This is a genomic window from Bradyrhizobium sp. 40, from assembly GCF_023100925.1.
Taxonomy (GTDB): Bacteria; Pseudomonadota; Alphaproteobacteria; order Rhizobiales; family Xanthobacteraceae; genus Bradyrhizobium.
The window spans coordinates 4162199-4178419 of the sequence record NZ_CP064688.1 but is presented as its reverse complement, the minus strand read 5'-3'; the positions used below and the strand labels follow the sequence as shown (position 1 = coordinate 4178419).

Here is a 16221-nt window from a genome sequence, read left to right as displayed (position 1 = left end):
GAACGCTCATGACGACCAACGCGGTCTCCGCCGATACGGGGCTCGATGCCTTGCTGACGCTGCTGCATCTGCAAGGCGTTGCGGCCGATCGCGAGCAGCTCAGGCACCGGCTCGGCGCGGCAAGTTTCGGCGCAGCGGATATCGTCCGCTGCGCCAGGTCTCTCGGACTTAAAGCGCGAACCTACCGAACGCAGTGGAGCCGTCTGTCGGACACCCCGCTGCCTGCGATCGCAATGCTGCGGGACGGCGGCTTCATGGTCATCGCAAAGGCCTCCGCCGACAAGGTGCTGGTGCAGTCCCCGGAGGCGCAGCGCCCGGTGCTGATGGATCGCGACGAGCTGTGCGCGATCTGGGACGGCGGCTTGATCCTGATGGTCCGGCGCGCCGGCCTGTCCGACCTCGGCCGGCAGTTCGATATCACCTGGTTCATCGGCGCGATCGGCAGATACCGGCGGCTGCTGGGCGAGGTGCTGGCGGCTTCGTTCTTCCTCCAGCTTTTTGCGCTGGTCTCGCCGCTGTTCTTCCAGGTCGTGATCGACAAGGTGCTGGTGCACCGCTCGCTGTCCACGCTCGACGTCCTCGTCATCGGCCTCGTCGTCGTCTCCCTGTTCGACACCGTACTCGGGATCCTGCGCAATTACCTGTTTGCGCACACGACCAACCGCATCGACGTCGAGCTCGGGGCACGCCTGTTCCACCATCTGCTGGCGCTGCCGATGGCCTGGTTTCAGGCCAGGCGCGTCGGAGATTCCGTGGCCCGGGTCCGAGAGCTCGAGAACATCCGCAATTTCATCACCAGCTCGTCCCTGACGCTTCTCATCGACCTGGTCTTCACCTCGGTGTTCCTGGCGGTGATGTTCGCCTATTCGGCGCAGATGAGCTTCATCGTGCTCGCATCGTTCCCGTTCTACATCGCGATCTCGGCCGTGGCGACGCCGCTGTTTCGCCGCAGGCTGGACCAGAAATTCCGCCGTGGCGCCGAGAACCAGGCCTTCCTGGTCGAGAGCGTCAGCGGCATCGAAACGCTGAAGGCGATGGCGGTCGAGCCGCAGATGCAGCGTCGCTGGGAAGAGCAGCTCGCCGGTTATGTCTCGGCGAGCTTCGGTGTCACCAGCCTCGGCAACACGGCAAGCCAGCTGGTGCAGCTCGTCAGTAAGGTCGTCACTGCCGCCATTCTCTATGTCGGAGCCAGGCTGGTGATCGGTGACGCATTGACGGTCGGCGAGCTCGTGGCCTTCAACATCTTCGCGGGGCGGGTGTCGGCCCCGGTGCTGCGGCTCGCGCAGGTCTGGCAGGATTTTCATCAGGCGCGGCTGTCGATCGCGCGGCTCGGCGACATCCTCAACAGCGCGGCGGAGCCGGCGTACTCCGCCGCCCGCGCGGGGCTGCCGCCGATCCGGGGCAACATCCGCTTCGAGCACGTCTCTTTCCGCTACCGGCCCGATGGGCCGGAGATCCTGCACGATGTCTCATTCGACATTCCAGCCGGACAAACCGTCGGCATTGTCGGATCGTCCGGCTCGGGCAAAAGCACCTTCGCCAAGCTGGTGCAGCGGCTCTACGTTCCGCAAGGCGGCCGCGTGCTGGTCGACGGAATGGATCTGATGACGACCGACCCGGCCGGGCTCCGTCGGCAGATCGGAATCGTGCTCCAGGACAACATGCTGTTCAACCGGTCGGTGCGCGACAACATCGCGCTGGCCGATCCAAGCCTGCCGATGGACCGCATCATCGACGCGGCGAAGCTGGCGGGCGCTCATGATTTCATTCTGGAGCTCCCCGAGGGCTACGATACGATGGTGGGCGAGCGCGGCTCGACGCTCTCGGGCGGGCAGCGCCAGCGCATCGCGATCGCCCGTGCGCTGGTGGGCAATCCCCGGATCCTGATCTTCGACGAAGCCACCAGCGCACTCGACTATGAAAGCGAGCGGATCATCCATGACAACATGAAGGAGATCGCGAAAGGCCGCACCGTCCTGATCATCGCGCACCGTTTGTCCACCGTCCGCGGCGCCGATCGCATCTTCACCCTGGAACGCGGCCGTCTGGTCGAGGACGGCACGCATGATGCGCTGATCAAGACCGGCGGCCGCTACGCCGCCCTGCATCGTCTCCAGGGAGGCATTTATGAGGTCGGCTAGCACTGTGCCGGCCGCTCGTCCGGAGCAGACCGTGATCCCGTTCCGGAATGGAAAGGGCCGGCGCGCCGAGGAAGTCGCCTTCCTGCCGGCGGCGCTGGAAATCACGGAAACACCGCCGTCGCCGATCGGCCGCGCCATCGCCCTGGTCCTGATGCTGCTTGTCTGCGCAGCGCTGGCCTGGTCGGCCTGGGGCACGATCGACATCGTGGCGTCCGCGACCGGCAAGGTCGTGTCGAGCGGGCGAAGCAAGGTGGTCCAGCCGTTCGAGACCGGCGTGGTGCGCGCCATTCACGTGCAGGACGGTCAATCGGTCAAATCGGGCGACCTGCTGATCGAGCTCGATCCGACCGTGAACGCCGCAGAGCGCGATCGTCTGCACGACGATCTCATGGCCGAGCGGCTCAACGTTGCGCGCCTGCGCGCCGCATTGGCAGGCGGCGAAGAGGTGTCCGCCGATCTCGTCGTACCAGAGGACGCCGATCCCATGCTGGTCGCGACGCAACGGCAGCTCCTCGCCAATCAGGTCAGCGAGAACAGGGCCAAGCTCGCGGCGCTGGCGCGTCAGGAAGCGCAGAAGGAGGCCGAACATCAGACGATTGCGGCGACGATTCACAAGCTTGATGCGTTGCTGCCGGTCACCCAGCAGCGTGTCGAGATCCGCAAGACGCTGATGGAGAAGGAGATCGGCTCGAAGCTGACCTACTATGAGACCCTCCAGCTCCAGATCGAGCAGCAGGAGGAGCTTCGCGTCCAGAGCAGCCGCTTGAAGGAGGCCGAGGCGGCCGTCGCCGCGATCCGGGAGACCCGCATCCAGGCCTTGGCGGAGTACAGGAAAAGTCTCTCCGACGAGCTTGCCAAGAGCGAACAGAAAGCCAATGGCGTCGCACGCGATCTGATCAAGGCGCAGCAGAGGACGAGGCTTCAGCAACTGACGTCGCCGGTCGACGGCGTCGTGCAGCAGCTCGCGGTCCACACTGTCGGCGGCGTGGTCACGCCCGCGCAGTCGCTGCTGGTAATCGTGCCGACCGATACGCAGCTCGAGATCGAGGCGATGATCTCCAACCGCGATATCGGATTTGTCGAGGCCGGGCAGGGCGCCGCCATCAAGATCGATACTTTCAATTTCACCCGCTACGGCCTTCTCGCGGGCCAGGTCGTGAGCGTCTCGCAGGACGCCATCATCCGCGACCGGCCCCAGGAGCGCGGGAGCGACCGTGCGCTTGGGACGCAACGCGACAGCAGCGAGCCCAGCGGGCAGGAGTTGAGCTACAGCGCCCGCATCTCGCTCGATCGCAGCCAGATGCAGGTGGACGATCGCCTCGTCAATCTGTCCCCGGGGATGGCAGTGACCGTCGAGATCAGGACCGGTTCGCGCAGCATCCTGAGCTATCTCCTGTCGCCCCTGCAGCGCTACCGGCACGAGATCATGCGGGAGCGCTAGTTCCCGCCTGTTGCCGACGAAGCTTCGCGAGGCGTGCTGAGGGGGCCGATCAGGCCTTCGGCAGCTACACCATGCCGCGGGCGCGCCACTCGCGATGAAGTCATTTTGGTGTGGCCGCGCAGCCCGGAATGCGTACATAGGAGCAAGCAAAAAATTTGGAGGAAAGCATGCGGCTCATTGCCCTCGTATCGGCTCTGGTTCTGCCGTTTGGCGCGGCGCTCGCCCAGGACTATCCGATCAGGCCCGTCACCATGTTGGTGCCGTTCGCCGCCGGCGGACCTACGGACACCATTGCTCGCCTGACCGCGGCAGGCATGGCGAAATCGCTTGGCCAACAGGTCGTCGTCGAGAACGCGCCCGGCGCCGGTGGCACCATCGCCACGACCCGCGCCTCGCGAGCCCAGCCCGACGGATACACGCTGCTGATCCATCATGTCGGCCTCTCGACCGCCGCCACACTGTACCGCAACCTCAGCTATGACACGAAGACGGCCTTTGCGCCGATCGGGCTTGTGACCAATGCGCCGATGACCATCATCGCGCGTCCGGATTTTCCGGCCGACACGCTGAAGGAATTGGTCGCCTACGCCCAACAGCAGGGCGACAAATTGACCTATGCCAATGCCGGACTCGGCGCGGCGTCGCATCTCTGCGGCATGCTGTTCATGACGGCGATCCAGAAGCAGCTGACCGCGGTGCCCTACAAGGGCAACGGCCCCATCATGAACGATCTTCTCGGCAGGCAGATCGATCTCACCTGCGACCAGGCCACGAACACGACCGGCCCGATCATGTCGAAGCAGGTCAAGGCCTATGCGATCACCACCAGGGAGCGGCTGAAGAGCCTGCCCGATCTGCCGACGGCCGACGAGGCCGGCCTCAAAGGCTTCGAACTTGGTGTCTGGCACGGCATCTATGCCCCCAAGGGCACACCGCCGGCGGTCGTTCAGAAGCTGACCGCGGCGCTCCAGTCCGCCCTTAGGGATTCCACGCTGATCGCCCGGTTCAACGACATCAACACGGAGCCGGTCCCGCAGGAGAAGGCGACGCCGGAAGCGCTGGCCGCGATGCTCGCGAGTGAAGTCGACCGGTGGGCTCCGATGATCAAGGCAGCCGGCCAATTCGCGGACTGAGCCGTTTCTGCTCAATTCGTGCCGACATCGCTGCGTGAGCGGGTTTAAGCCACCACGGTAAAGACCAGCCCATTCAACAGCTAATCACCGGGTAGCAAAATACCGGTACTGTGCATGGGGTTGTTTTTGCGATTTTGATGTCGGCCCGGTCGTGGAGGCTTCAACCCGCCGCCTCGTCGAACTGCGTGCTCGCCTCGAGCCACTGCTCCTCGGCGCGCACCAGCGCGTCGGCCGCATTGGCGCGTGCTTTCGACAGTTGCGCGGCCTGCTTGGGGTCGCGGGTAAAGATGTCGGGCAGGGCCAGCGCAGTGTCGATCTTGCTGATGATCGCGCTGACGCGGGCGATCTCGGTTTCGGCTTCCGCGATACGTTTCTTCAGCGAGCCGCGATTGTCCGATCTCGGACGCTGCGGCTTCTCGCTCGCGGCGCTGCGCTCGCGCGGGGCGGGCTCGCCATTGCGCGCGGACAGCACCAGGCGGCGATATTCGTCGAGGTCGCCGTCGTAATTGGTCACGGTGCGGTCGGCGACGATCCAGAGTTGATCAGCGCAGGACTCGATCAGATAGCGATCGTGCGAAACCATGATGACGGCGCCGGGGAATTCGTTGATGGCTTCGGCGAGCGCTGCGCGGCTGTCGATGTCGAGATGGTTGGTCGGCTCGTCCAGGATGATCATGTTGGGGCCGAAAAAGGTCGCAAGTCCCAGCAGGAGGCGCGCCTTCTCGCCGCCCGACAATTTTCCAACCTTGGTGTCGGCCGCCTTGCCGGAAAAGCCGATGGCGCCGGCGCGGGCGCGTACTTTCGCTTCGGGCGCCTCGCCCATCAGCTTGCGGACGTGGTCGTAGGTCGAGGCATCCTCGTTCAGTTCGTCGAGCTGGTGCTGCGCGAAATAGGCGATCGACAGCTTGTCCGCGCGCGTCACCTTGCCCGAGAATGGCGCGAGGCGGCCGGCGAGCAGTTTCACAAGGGTCGACTTGCCGTTGCCGTTGGAGCCGAGCAGCGCAATGCGGTCGTCATTGTCGACGCGCAAGGTGACGCGGTTCAGCACGGGCGTATTCGGATCGTAGCCGACCACGACGTTGTCGGCGGCGATGATCGGCGGCGACAGGATTTTCTCCGGCGCGGGAAAGCTGATCTCGCGTACGTCCTGGGTGACCAGCGCCGTGATCGGCTTCAGCCGCTCCAGCATTTTCACGCGTGACTGCGCCTGCCGGGCTTTGGAGGCCTTGGCCTTGAAGCGGTCGACGAAGGCCTGCAGGCGCGCGCGTTCGGCTTCCTGGCGCTTGACCGCTTTGGCATCCAGCATCTCGCGCATGGCGCGCTGCTCCTCGAAGGAGGAGTAGGTGCCTTTGTAAAGCGTGAGCTTACCGCGTTCCAGATGCAGGATCTGGTCGACCGAGCTTTCCAGCAGGTCGCGGTCATGGCTGATCACGATCACGGTGCGCGGATAATGTGCGAGATGATCCTCCAGCCACAGCGTGCCTTCGAGGTCGAGATAGTTGGTGGGCTCGTCGAGCAGCAACAGGTCGGGAGCCGCGAACAACGTTGCGGCGAGCGCAACGCGCATGCGCCAGCCGCCGGAGAATTCGGCGCAGGGGCGGAGCTGGTCGGTGGCGGAGAAGCCGAGGCCGGAAAGGATGGCGGCGGCACGGCTCGGTGCCGAATGCGCGTCGATGTCGACCAGCCGGGTCTGGATCTCGGCGATCCGGTGCGGGTCAGTCGCGCTCTCGGCCTCGGTGAGCAGCGCGTCGCGTTCGAGGTCGGCCTTGAGCACGACCGAAATCAGGCTCTCGGGGCCGTTCGGCGCTTCCTGCGCGAGGCTGCCGACGCGCCAGCGGGGCGGCAGGGTCACCGTGCCGTGCTCGGCGGCGAGCTCGCCGCGGATCACCTTGAACAGGGTCGATTTGCCGGTGCCGTTGCGACCGACCATGCCGACGCGGGATCCTGGCGTGATCTGCACGGAACTCTGGTCAATCAGAAGGCGTCCGGCGAGGCGGATGGAGAGGTCGGTGATGGCAAGCATGCGGCCTTGTCACCGCACCCGCGATCAAACGCAACCCGTTTTTCCGTGTCCACGGGCCAGTGCTCGTCAACTCAGTGCGAGTCGCGGTCGCGCTGCTTCAGCTCATTGAGGAGTTGCTCGAGGTGCGTCGGGAGCCTGGCTTCGGGGCGCAGACTCTGCTGGAGCCGTTCGCCCACCGCATCGCGGATCGAGCGGCTGGTGCGCCGGTCGATTTGCTCGCTGTCGTCGGCGAAAAGGCTAACCATCGCAGGGTTCCGTGTTCTCAAAGAAGCGACACGGTACCAAGTCCTTGGCCCCCAAATGGTTTCGCCACTCGCGGCGATTGCGCGGCATTCTAGCAAAAATTGTGTGAAGCCGCGCAATGGCCCCCTCCGAATACAAAACCCCGGCGCTGGGGGACGCCGGGGTTTCGCTTGGAAGGTACCTTGGGGCTCAGGTAGCTTTGGAAAGGTGCTGTCGGGCTCAGTAGCAGCGGTTGATCATCCGCCAGCGGGGTCCCCAGGGGGTCGGGACCAGCCGGCGCACATAGCAGCCGCCATAGCCATAGGAGACGGGGCCGCCGGCATAGAACCGCGGTCCGCCCCAGCCGTGATGCCAGCCACCGCCGCCGCCATGACCCCAGCCGCCATGCCAATGAGCGGACGCGGAGGTCGGCGCCAGCGCGGCACCAAGCGCGACCACGGCGACCGCGGCGAGCGAAAGCTTCCTCAACATGGTGATCTCCTCAAAACTGCCGGCGCGGGGCTATCGCGTCGATGGAAAGGCCGCCGAAACGGTCCGCCTCGGGCAGAGGCTTTGGTTTCGATGGACCTGAGGTTATCCGAGCGAGGCTGAACCAAACCCTGACGAGGGCTTCAGATTGGGTTCATTTGGGTGAAATCGTCGTAATCCATGTTGGAATTCGGGCGCTTGGCCTGCGGCGAAGCACCCGCGAGTCGGTTTTGGCGGTCGCTTGCCGTATGGCGAACGCGCCGATATAAGCCCGGCAACTCCGAACCACCGTTTTCTCTTCAAGGACAAGATCATGGCCATCGAACGCACCTTCTCGATCATCAAGCCCGACGCCACCGCGCGTAACCTTACCGGTGCGGTTAACGCCGTGATCGAGAAGGCGGGCCTGCGCATCGTCGCGCAGAAGCGCATCCGCATGACCAAGGAACAGGCCGAGACCTTCTATGCGGTCCATAAGGCGCGCCCCTTCTTCGGTGAGCTCGTGGACTTCATGACCTCGGGCCCCGTGGTGGTCCAGGTGCTGGAAGGCGAGGGTGCCGTCTCCAAGTATCGCGACGTGATGGGGGCGACCGATCCGTCCAAGGCGGCTGACGGCACCATCCGCAAGCTCTACGCAAAGTCGATCGGCGAGAACTCCGCGCACGGTTCGGATGCGCCGGAAACCGCCGCGATCGAGATCGCGCAGTTCTTCTCGGGCAACGAGATCGTCGGCTGATCCGTCGGCCGATAAGGTAACGAGACGCGGCGAAAGGATGTAGTGTGAACTGGCTCTGGCAGATCTTCGATCCCGCTACGATCGGGGCATTCTTCACCCAGTTCCGCGTTGAGATGGCCGAACCGACCTTCTGGGTCGCGGTCGGCAAGATCATCTGGATCAACATCCTCTTGTCCGGCGACAATGCGCTGGTGATCGCGCTCGCCTGCCGCGGCCTCAAGCCGCGGCATCGGCTGTGGGGCATGATTCTCGGTGCCGGCGCGGCGGTGCTGCTGCGGATCATCTTCACGGGGATCGTCGCGAGCCTGATGGAGCTGCCGTACCTCAAGCTGGTCGGCGGTCTTGCGCTGATCGTGATTGCGGCAAAGCTGCTGGTGCCGGAACAGGAGGACGAGGACGGCGTCGAGTCGGCTTCGCATCTGTGGCAGGCCGTGCAGATCGTCGTCGTCGCCGACATCGTCATGAGCCTGGACAACGTCATTGCGGTGGCCGCGGCCGCCAATGGCAGTGCGCCCCTGCTGGTGCTCGGCCTTGCCATCAGCGTGCCCTTGATCGTCGCCGGTGCGGCGCTGATCATGGCGCTGCTCGCAAAGCTCCCGGTTCTGGTGTGGGCCGGCGCGGCGCTGCTCGGCTGGATCGCGGGCGAGGTGATCGCGACCGATCCCGGCATCGCGCCGAGGCTGCACACGCTGTTCGACGGTCCGTTCGGCGCCTCGCTGGACAACATGCTCGGCGCCTTGCGCATCCCGCCGCAATTCGCCCATGGCGGCGGAGGCGGCGAATATCTCTGCGCAGCTCTCGGCGTCGTCGTCGTGCTGGTCGTCGGCTCCATCTGGCGCCGCCGCAGCATGAGCGCAGCCGCGCTGGAGTCATCCGAACGCCACGCCAAGGCCTCGGCGGAATAGGCTTATCTTTCGAGCATGATCTTTCCGGAAAACGTTTCACGTTTTTCCGGATCATGCGCTAGCGCCGCACGATCGAGCCGGCGCGGTTGATCAGCCGGGCGAGCGCGCGGAAGCGGCTGCCGACGCGGTCCGCGACGAGATCGCCGAGGCGGTGCTCGAACACCAGCAACAGCTTACGGCCCACGCTGCGGAAATGGGTCGCAGGCAAGACGCCCGGACGCGCCGCCGAGATCAGATGCGCGACGCGGAAGGCCGCGCCCAGCAGGCGGGCGCGTTCGAGCTGCGCCGGCGTCAGAAGCTCCTGCATGGCGACCGGCGGCTGGTTCTCCTCGCTGAGCCCCGCATAGCGATAGAACACGGACAGGCCGACGAAGGCGCGCTCGGTGTGGGTGATCGCGCCGAAATTGCCGTTGACGACGAGGCTCAGCGTCTGCTCGCCGCGATGGTCGGGATGCACGCGCCAGCCGATGTCGGACAGCAGGCACGCGGCGTGGCGCAGGCGGCGGTCCTCCTCGGTCTCGCGCAGCTTCACCACGCGGGCGAGGCGGTCGGTCCAGGCGATCAACTCGCGCGCGTGCTTGGCCGAACGCGACAGCAGCTGGTTCAGCTCCTCGGCCGCGCAGATCAGCCCGTCCTTGTTGCGTTCGGACTCCGGCAGCTTCTCGTGCAGCAGGCCCTCGCGCACGCCGAAGGTCGAGAACACGATGGTCTTCGGCTTCGCCACCCGGATGATGTGCTCGAGCACCAGTGCGGCATAGGTGAGGAGCGGGCGCCGGGCATCGGCGACGATCTCGATGTCGGCGAGCATGCCGGCGGCCGCAAGCCGGCGAAGACGACGCGAAAAATCGAGCGCCTCGGCCGCCGAAATCGAATAGCCGTGCATCACCTGGAGCGGATAGCCGCTCTGGATGATGTGGATGCGCGCAAGCGCGCGCCAGGTGCCGCCGACGGCGTAGAAGCTGCGGCCGCTCCCTGCCTTGAGCTGTGGCACCCCGTCGAGCGCTTCGCGCACGATGCGGTCGGCGCGTTTCAGGGATTTATGCGCGAGGTCCTGCAGTGCGAGGCCGCCGAGTGGCAGCGTCACGCCGCTGCGCACGGTGTTTTTGCGCACGTCGATCAGTTCGAGCGAGCCGCCGCCGAGGTCGCCTACGATGCCGTCGGGATGGTGAATGCCGGAGATCACGCCGAGCGCCGACAGCCGCGCCTCGCGCGGGCCCGACAGGATCTCGATCTTCACCGCGCAGATGCGCTCGGCTTTCGCGATGAAGTCGGCGCCGTTGGAGGCGTCGCGGCAGGCGGCGGTCGCAATCGCAAACACCCGTCCGACCTGCATCACCCGGCACAGCGCACGGAAGCGCTTGAGCGAGGTCAGCGCCTTGTCGACGGCGTCGGGCGCAAGCAAGCCGGTGCTCTGCACCTCGCGGCCGAGCCCGCACAGCGTCTTCTCGTTGAAGATCGGAATCAGGCTCCGCGTCAGTCCCTCGTAGACGACGAGACGGACCGAGTTGGAGCCGATGTCGATGACGGCGACGCTCGAGCCGCGCTTGCGCGGCCGCTTCACGTCGACGATCCCGGATCAGGATTGATGACGTTCATTACGGCGCGTGAGGCGGCGCGGCGAGGATTCCTTGAGCGACTTACCACGGCCAGACAGACTCGGATTTGTCATAAAGTAGTTGTGGACGTTGAAAGGCTCCTCGCCCTTCGCGGTCTTCATACGCGTTGAGGACCCGTCCGGCAACAATTGCCAGCTCTGTTCATTGTCCTTGAGATTCGCGACCATGATCTGTTCGAGAACCTGCTGATGCACCGTGGGATTTTGCAGCGGACACAGCACCTCGACGCGGCGGTCGAGGTTGCGCGGCATTATGTCCGCCGAGGAGATATACACAGCCGCTTTCGCGCTCGGCAGGCCCTGGCCCATGCCGAAGCAGTAGATTCGGCCGTGTTCGAGGAATCGCCCGATGATCGACTTGACGCGAATGTTCTCCGACAGTCCGGGAATGCCGGGTCGCAGGCAGCAGATACCGCGCACCACGAGTTCGACCTGCACGCCGGCCTGTGAGGCCTCGTAGAGCGCGTCGATGATGTCGGGGTCGACCAGCGCGTTCATTTTCATCCAGATCGCACCAGGCCGGCCGTGCCGCGCATGCGCGGTCTCGCCCTGGATGTGCTCGATGATGCGCTTGCGCAAGGTCAGCGGCGAGACCGCCATCTTTTCCAGATCGCTCGGCGCGGCGTAGCCGGTGATGAAGTTGAACACGCGCGCGGCGTCGCGGCCGATGGTCGGCTCCGAGGTGAAGTAGGAGAGGTCGGTGTAGATGCGCGCGGTCACCGGGTGGTAATTGCCTGTGCCGGTGTGGACGTAGGTCGTTAGGCTGCCGCCCTCGCGGCGCACCACCATCGAGAGTTTCGCGTGCGTCTTCAGTTCGAGGAAGCCGTAGACGACCTGCACGCCGGCGCGTTCGAGGTCGCGCGCCCAGCGGATGTTGGCCTCCTCGTCGAAGCGGGCCTTCAGCTCGATCAGCGCGGTGACGGATTTGCCGGCTTCGGCGGCTTCCACGAGCGCACGCACGATCGGCGAGTTGCTGGAGGTGCGGTAGAGCGTCTGCTTGATGGCGACGACGTCGGGGTCGCGCGTGGCCTGCTGGAGAAACTGCACCACGACGTCGAAGGATTCGTAGGGGTGATGGACGACGAGGTCCTTCTGTCGGATCGCAGCGAAGATGTCGCCGCCTTGCTCGCGCACGCGCTCGGGATGGCGCGGCACATAAGGGGTGAATTCCAGGTCGGGCCGGTCGAGGCGGGTGAGCTGCGAGAGCTCGTTCATGGCGAGCACGCCGTCGACCAGGAACACCTCGTCGTCGGCGGTCGACAGCGCGTGCTGCACGAAGCTGCGCAGCTGTTCCGGCATCTTGGCGTCGATCTCGAGTCGGATCACGGACCCGCGGCGACGGCGCTTGAGCGCCGTCTCGAACAGGCGGACGAGATCCTCGGCCTCTTCCTCGATTTCGAGTTCGGAGTCGCGGAGGACGCGGAATGCGCCCTGGCCGTGCAGATTGTAGCCGGGGAACAGGCGGTTGATGAACAGAGCGGTGGCCTGCTCCAGGGAGATCAGCCGGACGACCTTGCCCTCGGCCGGCAGGCGGATGAAGCGGTCGATCTTGCCAGGCATGCGGATCAACGCGTTCATCTGCTTGCCGTCGGCGGCGCGCGTGAGCTGGAGCGCGATGGTGAAGCCGAGGCTCGGAATGAACGGGAACGGGTGGGCCGGGTCGATCGCGAGCGGCGTCAGCAGCGGGAACACGTTGCTGAGGAAGTAGTCCTCGATCCAGGTTCGTTCCGCCTTGGTGACCTCCTTGCCATCGACCAGCACGATGCCCTCGTCGGCAAGCGTGCCGCGCAGGTCGCGCCAGATCGCCTGCTGGTCGGACGCAAGCTGCGAGACGGTCCGGTTGATGAGCGCGAGCTGCTCGGACGGGGTCAGACCGTCGGGGCTGCGCTCGGCAATGCCCTCGCGCACCTGGGCCTTGATGCCGGCGACGCGGACCATGAAGAACTCGTCGAGGTTATTCGCTGAAATCGACAGGAATCGCACCCGCTCCAGCATGGGGTGGCTGGGATTGACCGATTCCTCCAGGACGCGGCGGTTGAAGTGCAGCCAGGAGAGCTCGCGATTGATGAACCGCTCGGGGCTCGATGCGATCGCCGGCGGGCCTTCGGCTTCCGGGGCTTTTTCTTTAACTTCAACAGCTTGCGCAGAGTCCATCAGAAGTCGATCCATCCAGTTCGCCCCAATTTGCGACTTACGCGCAAAACCCGCGGGAGCATGTGTTAGAGCGATGACGTTTCGATGACATTGATGTTCCGCCGCCCGGCCGCGTCAAGCCGCCTTGGTCAGACATCCCGGAGCAGCTCGGCTGCCAAGGCCCGGGTGACGGGACGGCCAAGGCGCAGGGCCTCGGTGTCCAGCAGATCGACAGCCCGTCGGGCGGCGGCCGAGGACCGCTCCAGGCGAGTGGCGAGGTAGCCGACCACGCTCTCGTCCACCGCGAGCTGGCGGTCGGCGCAGAATTTGACGATCAGGCCGCGGAAGAGCTGGTCGTCAGGCGGCAGCAGCGAGATAACAGGGACGGCGCGGAGCCGCGAGCGCAGGTCGGCAAGCTCGATCTCGAGAGAAGCGGGCGCCTCGCGTCCGGTGAAGAGGACGTAGGCGCCGTCCTCGCGCGCCAGATTCATCAGATGGAACAGGGCGCGCTCGTCGAATTCCCTGGCCTTGGGGTCCTCGACCACCAGCGCGCCGGTGGCGAGCGCGGCCGGGACGGCTTCGGCGGTCAGCCCATTGGCCGTGGTCGAGCGGGCGCCTGAAGCCTCGGCCCAAATCGCGGCGAGATGGCTCTTGCCGCTTCCTTCCGGGCCGGCCAGCCACATGATCCGGTTCGGCCATTCCGGCCAGGCGTCGATGAGGGCAAGACCGGCGGCATTAACGGGGCCTTCGAGGAAATTGTCCCGGCTCAGGCTCTCCGCATGCGGAAGCGAAAACGCCAATTGTCGGGGATGAACGCGGCCTGGCACGTTTGCTTTGCTCCGTGCCGGCGTGCCGGCTTCGTTTGACGAGATGCGACTTCATCGAGCGGGAGTTGGCCTTTTGCGGGGCCGCTTCCCAACTCACTTGGCCTCGATCGTGCTCATGTGCCGCAACCACTCAACGAGATAGAGCGACACGGAGGAGAGCGTGAAGACCGTAACGAGGCCCATCAAGATTATATCATAAGGACCGGCTTTGAAGCCGAAGGCGAGGGCGGCCAATACCAGCGCTGCGAACGCCACCTGGGCCACAGTGTTTAGCTTGGATACCTTCGAGGGCTTCATCTCCACAGGGCGGTCGAACAGCCACGATATGATCACGGCGGCGACGATCATGATGTCGCGCGAGACCACTAGGATGACGATCCAGCGCGGAATCGCGCCCCAGATGCCCAAGGCCATGTAGATCGAGACCAGCAGCGCCTTGTCGGCGAGCGGGTCGAGCAAGGCGCCGAGCTCGCTCGTCATGTTGAAGCGCTTGGCAAGGAAGCCGTCGACCGCGTCGCTGATCCCGGCGATCAGGAAGACGGCGAACGCCACCTCCATTTGGCTCGACACGATGGCCCAGACGATGATCGGGACCAGCATGATGCGGCCCAAAGTAATGATGTTCGGTATACTCACACGGCGCTTCCCGGCACCCGGCCTGACCTCGAATTCGGCCCTTTGGAGGCTGAACCGGTTGATATCTCTACATAGTATACGGAGGCGCGCCATGCGAGCCATTGCGCGTCCCCGGAATTCGACGTAACCAGCCGCAAACCCACTGGAAATCGGGCATGACCGACCGCAAAAACGGCCTCACTTACGCCGATTCAGGCGTCGATATCGACGCGGGCAACCGCCTGGTCGACCTGATCAAGCCCATGGTGCGCGCCACCGCACGGCCCGGCGCCGACGCCGAAATCGGTGGATTCGGCGGCCTGTTCGATCTCAAGGCGGCCGGTTTCAAGGATCCCATCCTGGTGGCAGCCACCGATGGCGTCGGCACCAAGGTCAAGATCGCGATCGAGACCGGCCTGCATGGGGGGATCGGCATCGATCTCGTCGCCATGAGCGTCAACGACCTCGTGGTGCAGGGCGCCGAGCCGCTGTTCTTCCTCGACTATTTTGCCTGCGGCAAGCTCGATCCGGAGGCGACCGCGTCGATCGTCGCCGGTGTCGCCGAAGGCTGCCGCGAATCCGGCTGCGCCCTGATCGGCGGCGAGACGGCCGAGATGCCCGGCCTCTACAAGGACGGCGACTACGACCTCGGCGGCTTTGCGGTCGGCGCCGCGGAGCGGGGCACGCTCTTGCCGCGCAAGGACATCGCCGCCGGCGATGCCGTGATCGGGCTGGCCTCGTCGGGGGTGCACTCCAACGGTTTCTCGCTGGTCCGGAAGATCGTGGAACAATCCGGCGTCGGCTTCGGGGCGCAGGCGCCGTTTGCGCCTGTCATGACGCTCGGCGGCGCGCTGCTGACGCCGACGCGGCTCTATGTCAAATCCTGCCTGCGCGCGATCCGCGAGACCGGCGCGGTGAAGGGGCTTGCCCACATCACCGGCGGCGGCTTCACCGACAACATTCCGCGCGTGCTGCCGAACCTTCTCGGTGTCGGTATCGATCTGGCGCGCCTGCCGGTGCTGCCGGTGTTCAAATGGCTGGCAGCCCAAGCCGGCATCGCCGAGCTCGAAATGCTGCGGACCTTCAATTGCGGGATCGGCATGATCGCGATCGTCGAGCCGGACAAGGTCGACGAGGTCGTGGAGGTCTTCACTGACGCCGGTGAGACCGTCGCACAGCTCGGTACCGTGATCCCGGCTGAGGGCGAGCACCGCGTCATCTATAACGGCCACCTCGATCTGGCGCTTTGATGAAACGCCGCGTCGCCATCCTGATCTCCGGTCGCGGCTCCAACATGTCCGCGCTGATCAGGGCCGCTGCTGCTGCGGATTTCCCGGCGGAGATTTCGCTCGTCATCTCGAACAAGGCCGACGCGCTCGGGCTCGAACGGGCCAAAGCGAGCGGCGTGAACACGCTGGTGATCGAAAGCAAGCCGTTCGGCAAGGACCGCGCCGGCTTCGAGAAGGTGCTGCAAGCAGCGCTCGATCAGCACGGCATCGAGCTGATCTGTCTCGGCGGTTTCATGCGGCTGTTCACGGCTGAATTCACAAAAGCCTGGTACGGGCGGATGCTCAACATCCATCCCTCGCTGCTGCCGTCATTCCCAGGCTTGGACCCGCATGGCCAGGCCTTGCGCGCCGGCGTCAAGCTGTCCGGCGCAACGGTGCACTTCGTCATCCCCGAGACCGATGCCGGCCCAATCGTGATGCAGGGTGCGGTGCCCGTGAGCGATCACGACACGGCGGACACGCTGTCGGAGCGTATCCTCGAAGTCGAGCACCGCATCTATCCCGCAGCGCTGAGCCTGCTCGCGACCGGCAAGGTCCGGATCGAGGGCGACGTGTGCAAGACCGCGGGCAGCGGGCCGTCGGAGAATTTTCTGGTTGCGCCGTTGGTGCGGTGAAGCGCCGTCGCACGAAATACTTCTCATCCCCAAAACAA

Annotated in this window: 14 protein-coding genes; 7 read left to right on the top strand and 7 right to left on the bottom strand. The window is 65.2% G+C overall.

All coding sequences use genetic code 11. The annotated features are described in order from the left end of the window. Positions 1–8 precede the first annotated feature (8 nt). From IVB40_RS20390 to IVB40_RS20380, 3 genes are all read left to right on the top strand, one after another. Positions 9–2141, top strand: coding sequence for a type I secretion system permease/ATPase (locus tag IVB40_RS20390; RefSeq protein ID WP_247816119.1), 2133 nt, complete (start codon positions 9–11; stop codon positions 2139–2141). Further along, positions 2128–3582, top strand: coding sequence for an HlyD family type I secretion periplasmic adaptor subunit (locus tag IVB40_RS20385; protein WP_247816118.1), 1455 nt, complete (start codon positions 2128–2130; stop codon positions 3580–3582). The genes IVB40_RS20390 and IVB40_RS20385 overlap by 14 nt, the downstream gene beginning before the upstream one ends. A gap of 167 nt (positions 3583–3749) precedes the next feature. Beyond that, the gene (locus IVB40_RS20380; protein WP_247286385.1) at positions 3750–4715 is read left to right on the top strand and encodes a tripartite tricarboxylate transporter substrate-binding protein; all 966 of its coding nucleotides are present in this window, start codon (positions 3750–3752) and stop codon (positions 4713–4715) included. A 160-nt stretch (positions 4716–4875) separates the two neighbouring features. Here the strand turns inward: IVB40_RS20380 and IVB40_RS20375 are convergent, their stop codons facing one another. The 3 genes from IVB40_RS20375 to IVB40_RS20365 form a co-directional block, all read right to left on the bottom strand. Further along, on the bottom strand, positions 4876–6738 hold the full coding sequence (locus tag IVB40_RS20375; RefSeq protein WP_247816117.1) for an ABC-F family ATP-binding cassette domain-containing protein: 1863 nt from the start codon (positions 6736–6738) through the stop codon (positions 4876–4878). Between the two features lie 71 nt (positions 6739–6809). Next, positions 6810–6983 (bottom strand): hypothetical protein, encoded by a 174-nt coding sequence (locus IVB40_RS20370; protein WP_247434138.1) that lies wholly within the window; start codon positions 6981–6983, stop codon positions 6810–6812. Between the two features lie 217 nt (positions 6984–7200). Next, positions 7201–7452, bottom strand: a complete 252-nt coding sequence (locus IVB40_RS20365) for a sulfur globule protein precursor (protein WP_247360624.1) — start codon at positions 7450–7452, stop codon at positions 7201–7203. A gap of 310 nt (positions 7453–7762) precedes the next feature. On the opposite strand from IVB40_RS20365, the gene ndk reads away from it, so the two are divergent. Both ndk and IVB40_RS20355 read left to right on the top strand, forming a co-directional pair. Beyond that, positions 7763–8185, top strand: coding sequence for a nucleoside-diphosphate kinase (gene ndk, locus IVB40_RS20360; RefSeq protein WP_007591953.1), 423 nt, complete (start codon positions 7763–7765; stop codon positions 8183–8185). 44 nt (positions 8186–8229) lie between these two features. Next, on the top strand, positions 8230–9090 hold the full coding sequence (locus IVB40_RS20355) for a TerC family protein (RefSeq protein ID WP_027569692.1): 861 nt from the start codon (positions 8230–8232) through the stop codon (positions 9088–9090). Between the two features lie 58 nt (positions 9091–9148). On the opposite strand, the gene ppx is transcribed toward IVB40_RS20355, so the two are convergent. From ppx to IVB40_RS20335, 4 genes are all read right to left on the bottom strand, one after another. Beyond that, positions 9149–10651 carry an exopolyphosphatase gene (gene ppx / locus IVB40_RS20350; protein WP_247816116.1) on the bottom strand — a complete coding sequence of 501 codons (1503 nt, stop codon included), beginning with the start codon at positions 10649–10651 and terminating at the stop codon, positions 9149–9151. 15 nt (positions 10652–10666) lie between these two features. Further along, on the bottom strand, positions 10667–12859 hold the full coding sequence (locus IVB40_RS20345; RefSeq protein WP_247819567.1) for an RNA degradosome polyphosphate kinase: 2193 nt from the start codon (positions 12857–12859) through the stop codon (positions 10667–10669). Between the two features lie 128 nt (positions 12860–12987). After that, a complete protein-coding gene (locus tag IVB40_RS20340; protein WP_247286374.1) occupies positions 12988–13665 on the bottom strand; it encodes a DnaA/Hda family protein in 678 nt (225 codons plus the stop codon). Positions 13666–13758: 93 nt separating this feature from the next. Then, positions 13759–14301: a CDP-alcohol phosphatidyltransferase family protein gene (locus IVB40_RS20335; RefSeq protein WP_027569696.1), complete on the bottom strand. Its 543-nt coding sequence runs from the start codon at positions 14299–14301 to the stop codon at positions 13759–13761. 155 nt (positions 14302–14456) lie between these two features. On the opposite strand from IVB40_RS20335, the gene purM reads away from it, so the two are divergent. Both purM and purN read left to right on the top strand, forming a co-directional pair. Beyond that, positions 14457–15530: a phosphoribosylformylglycinamidine cyclo-ligase gene (purM, locus tag IVB40_RS20330; RefSeq protein WP_247816115.1), complete on the top strand. Its 1074-nt coding sequence runs from the start codon at positions 14457–14459 to the stop codon at positions 15528–15530. Then, positions 15530–16183: a phosphoribosylglycinamide formyltransferase gene (purN, locus tag IVB40_RS20325; RefSeq protein WP_247816114.1), complete on the top strand. Its 654-nt coding sequence runs from the start codon at positions 15530–15532 to the stop codon at positions 16181–16183. Before purM ends, purN begins: the two co-directional genes overlap by 1 nt. The last annotated feature ends 38 nt before the right edge of the window (positions 16184–16221 follow it).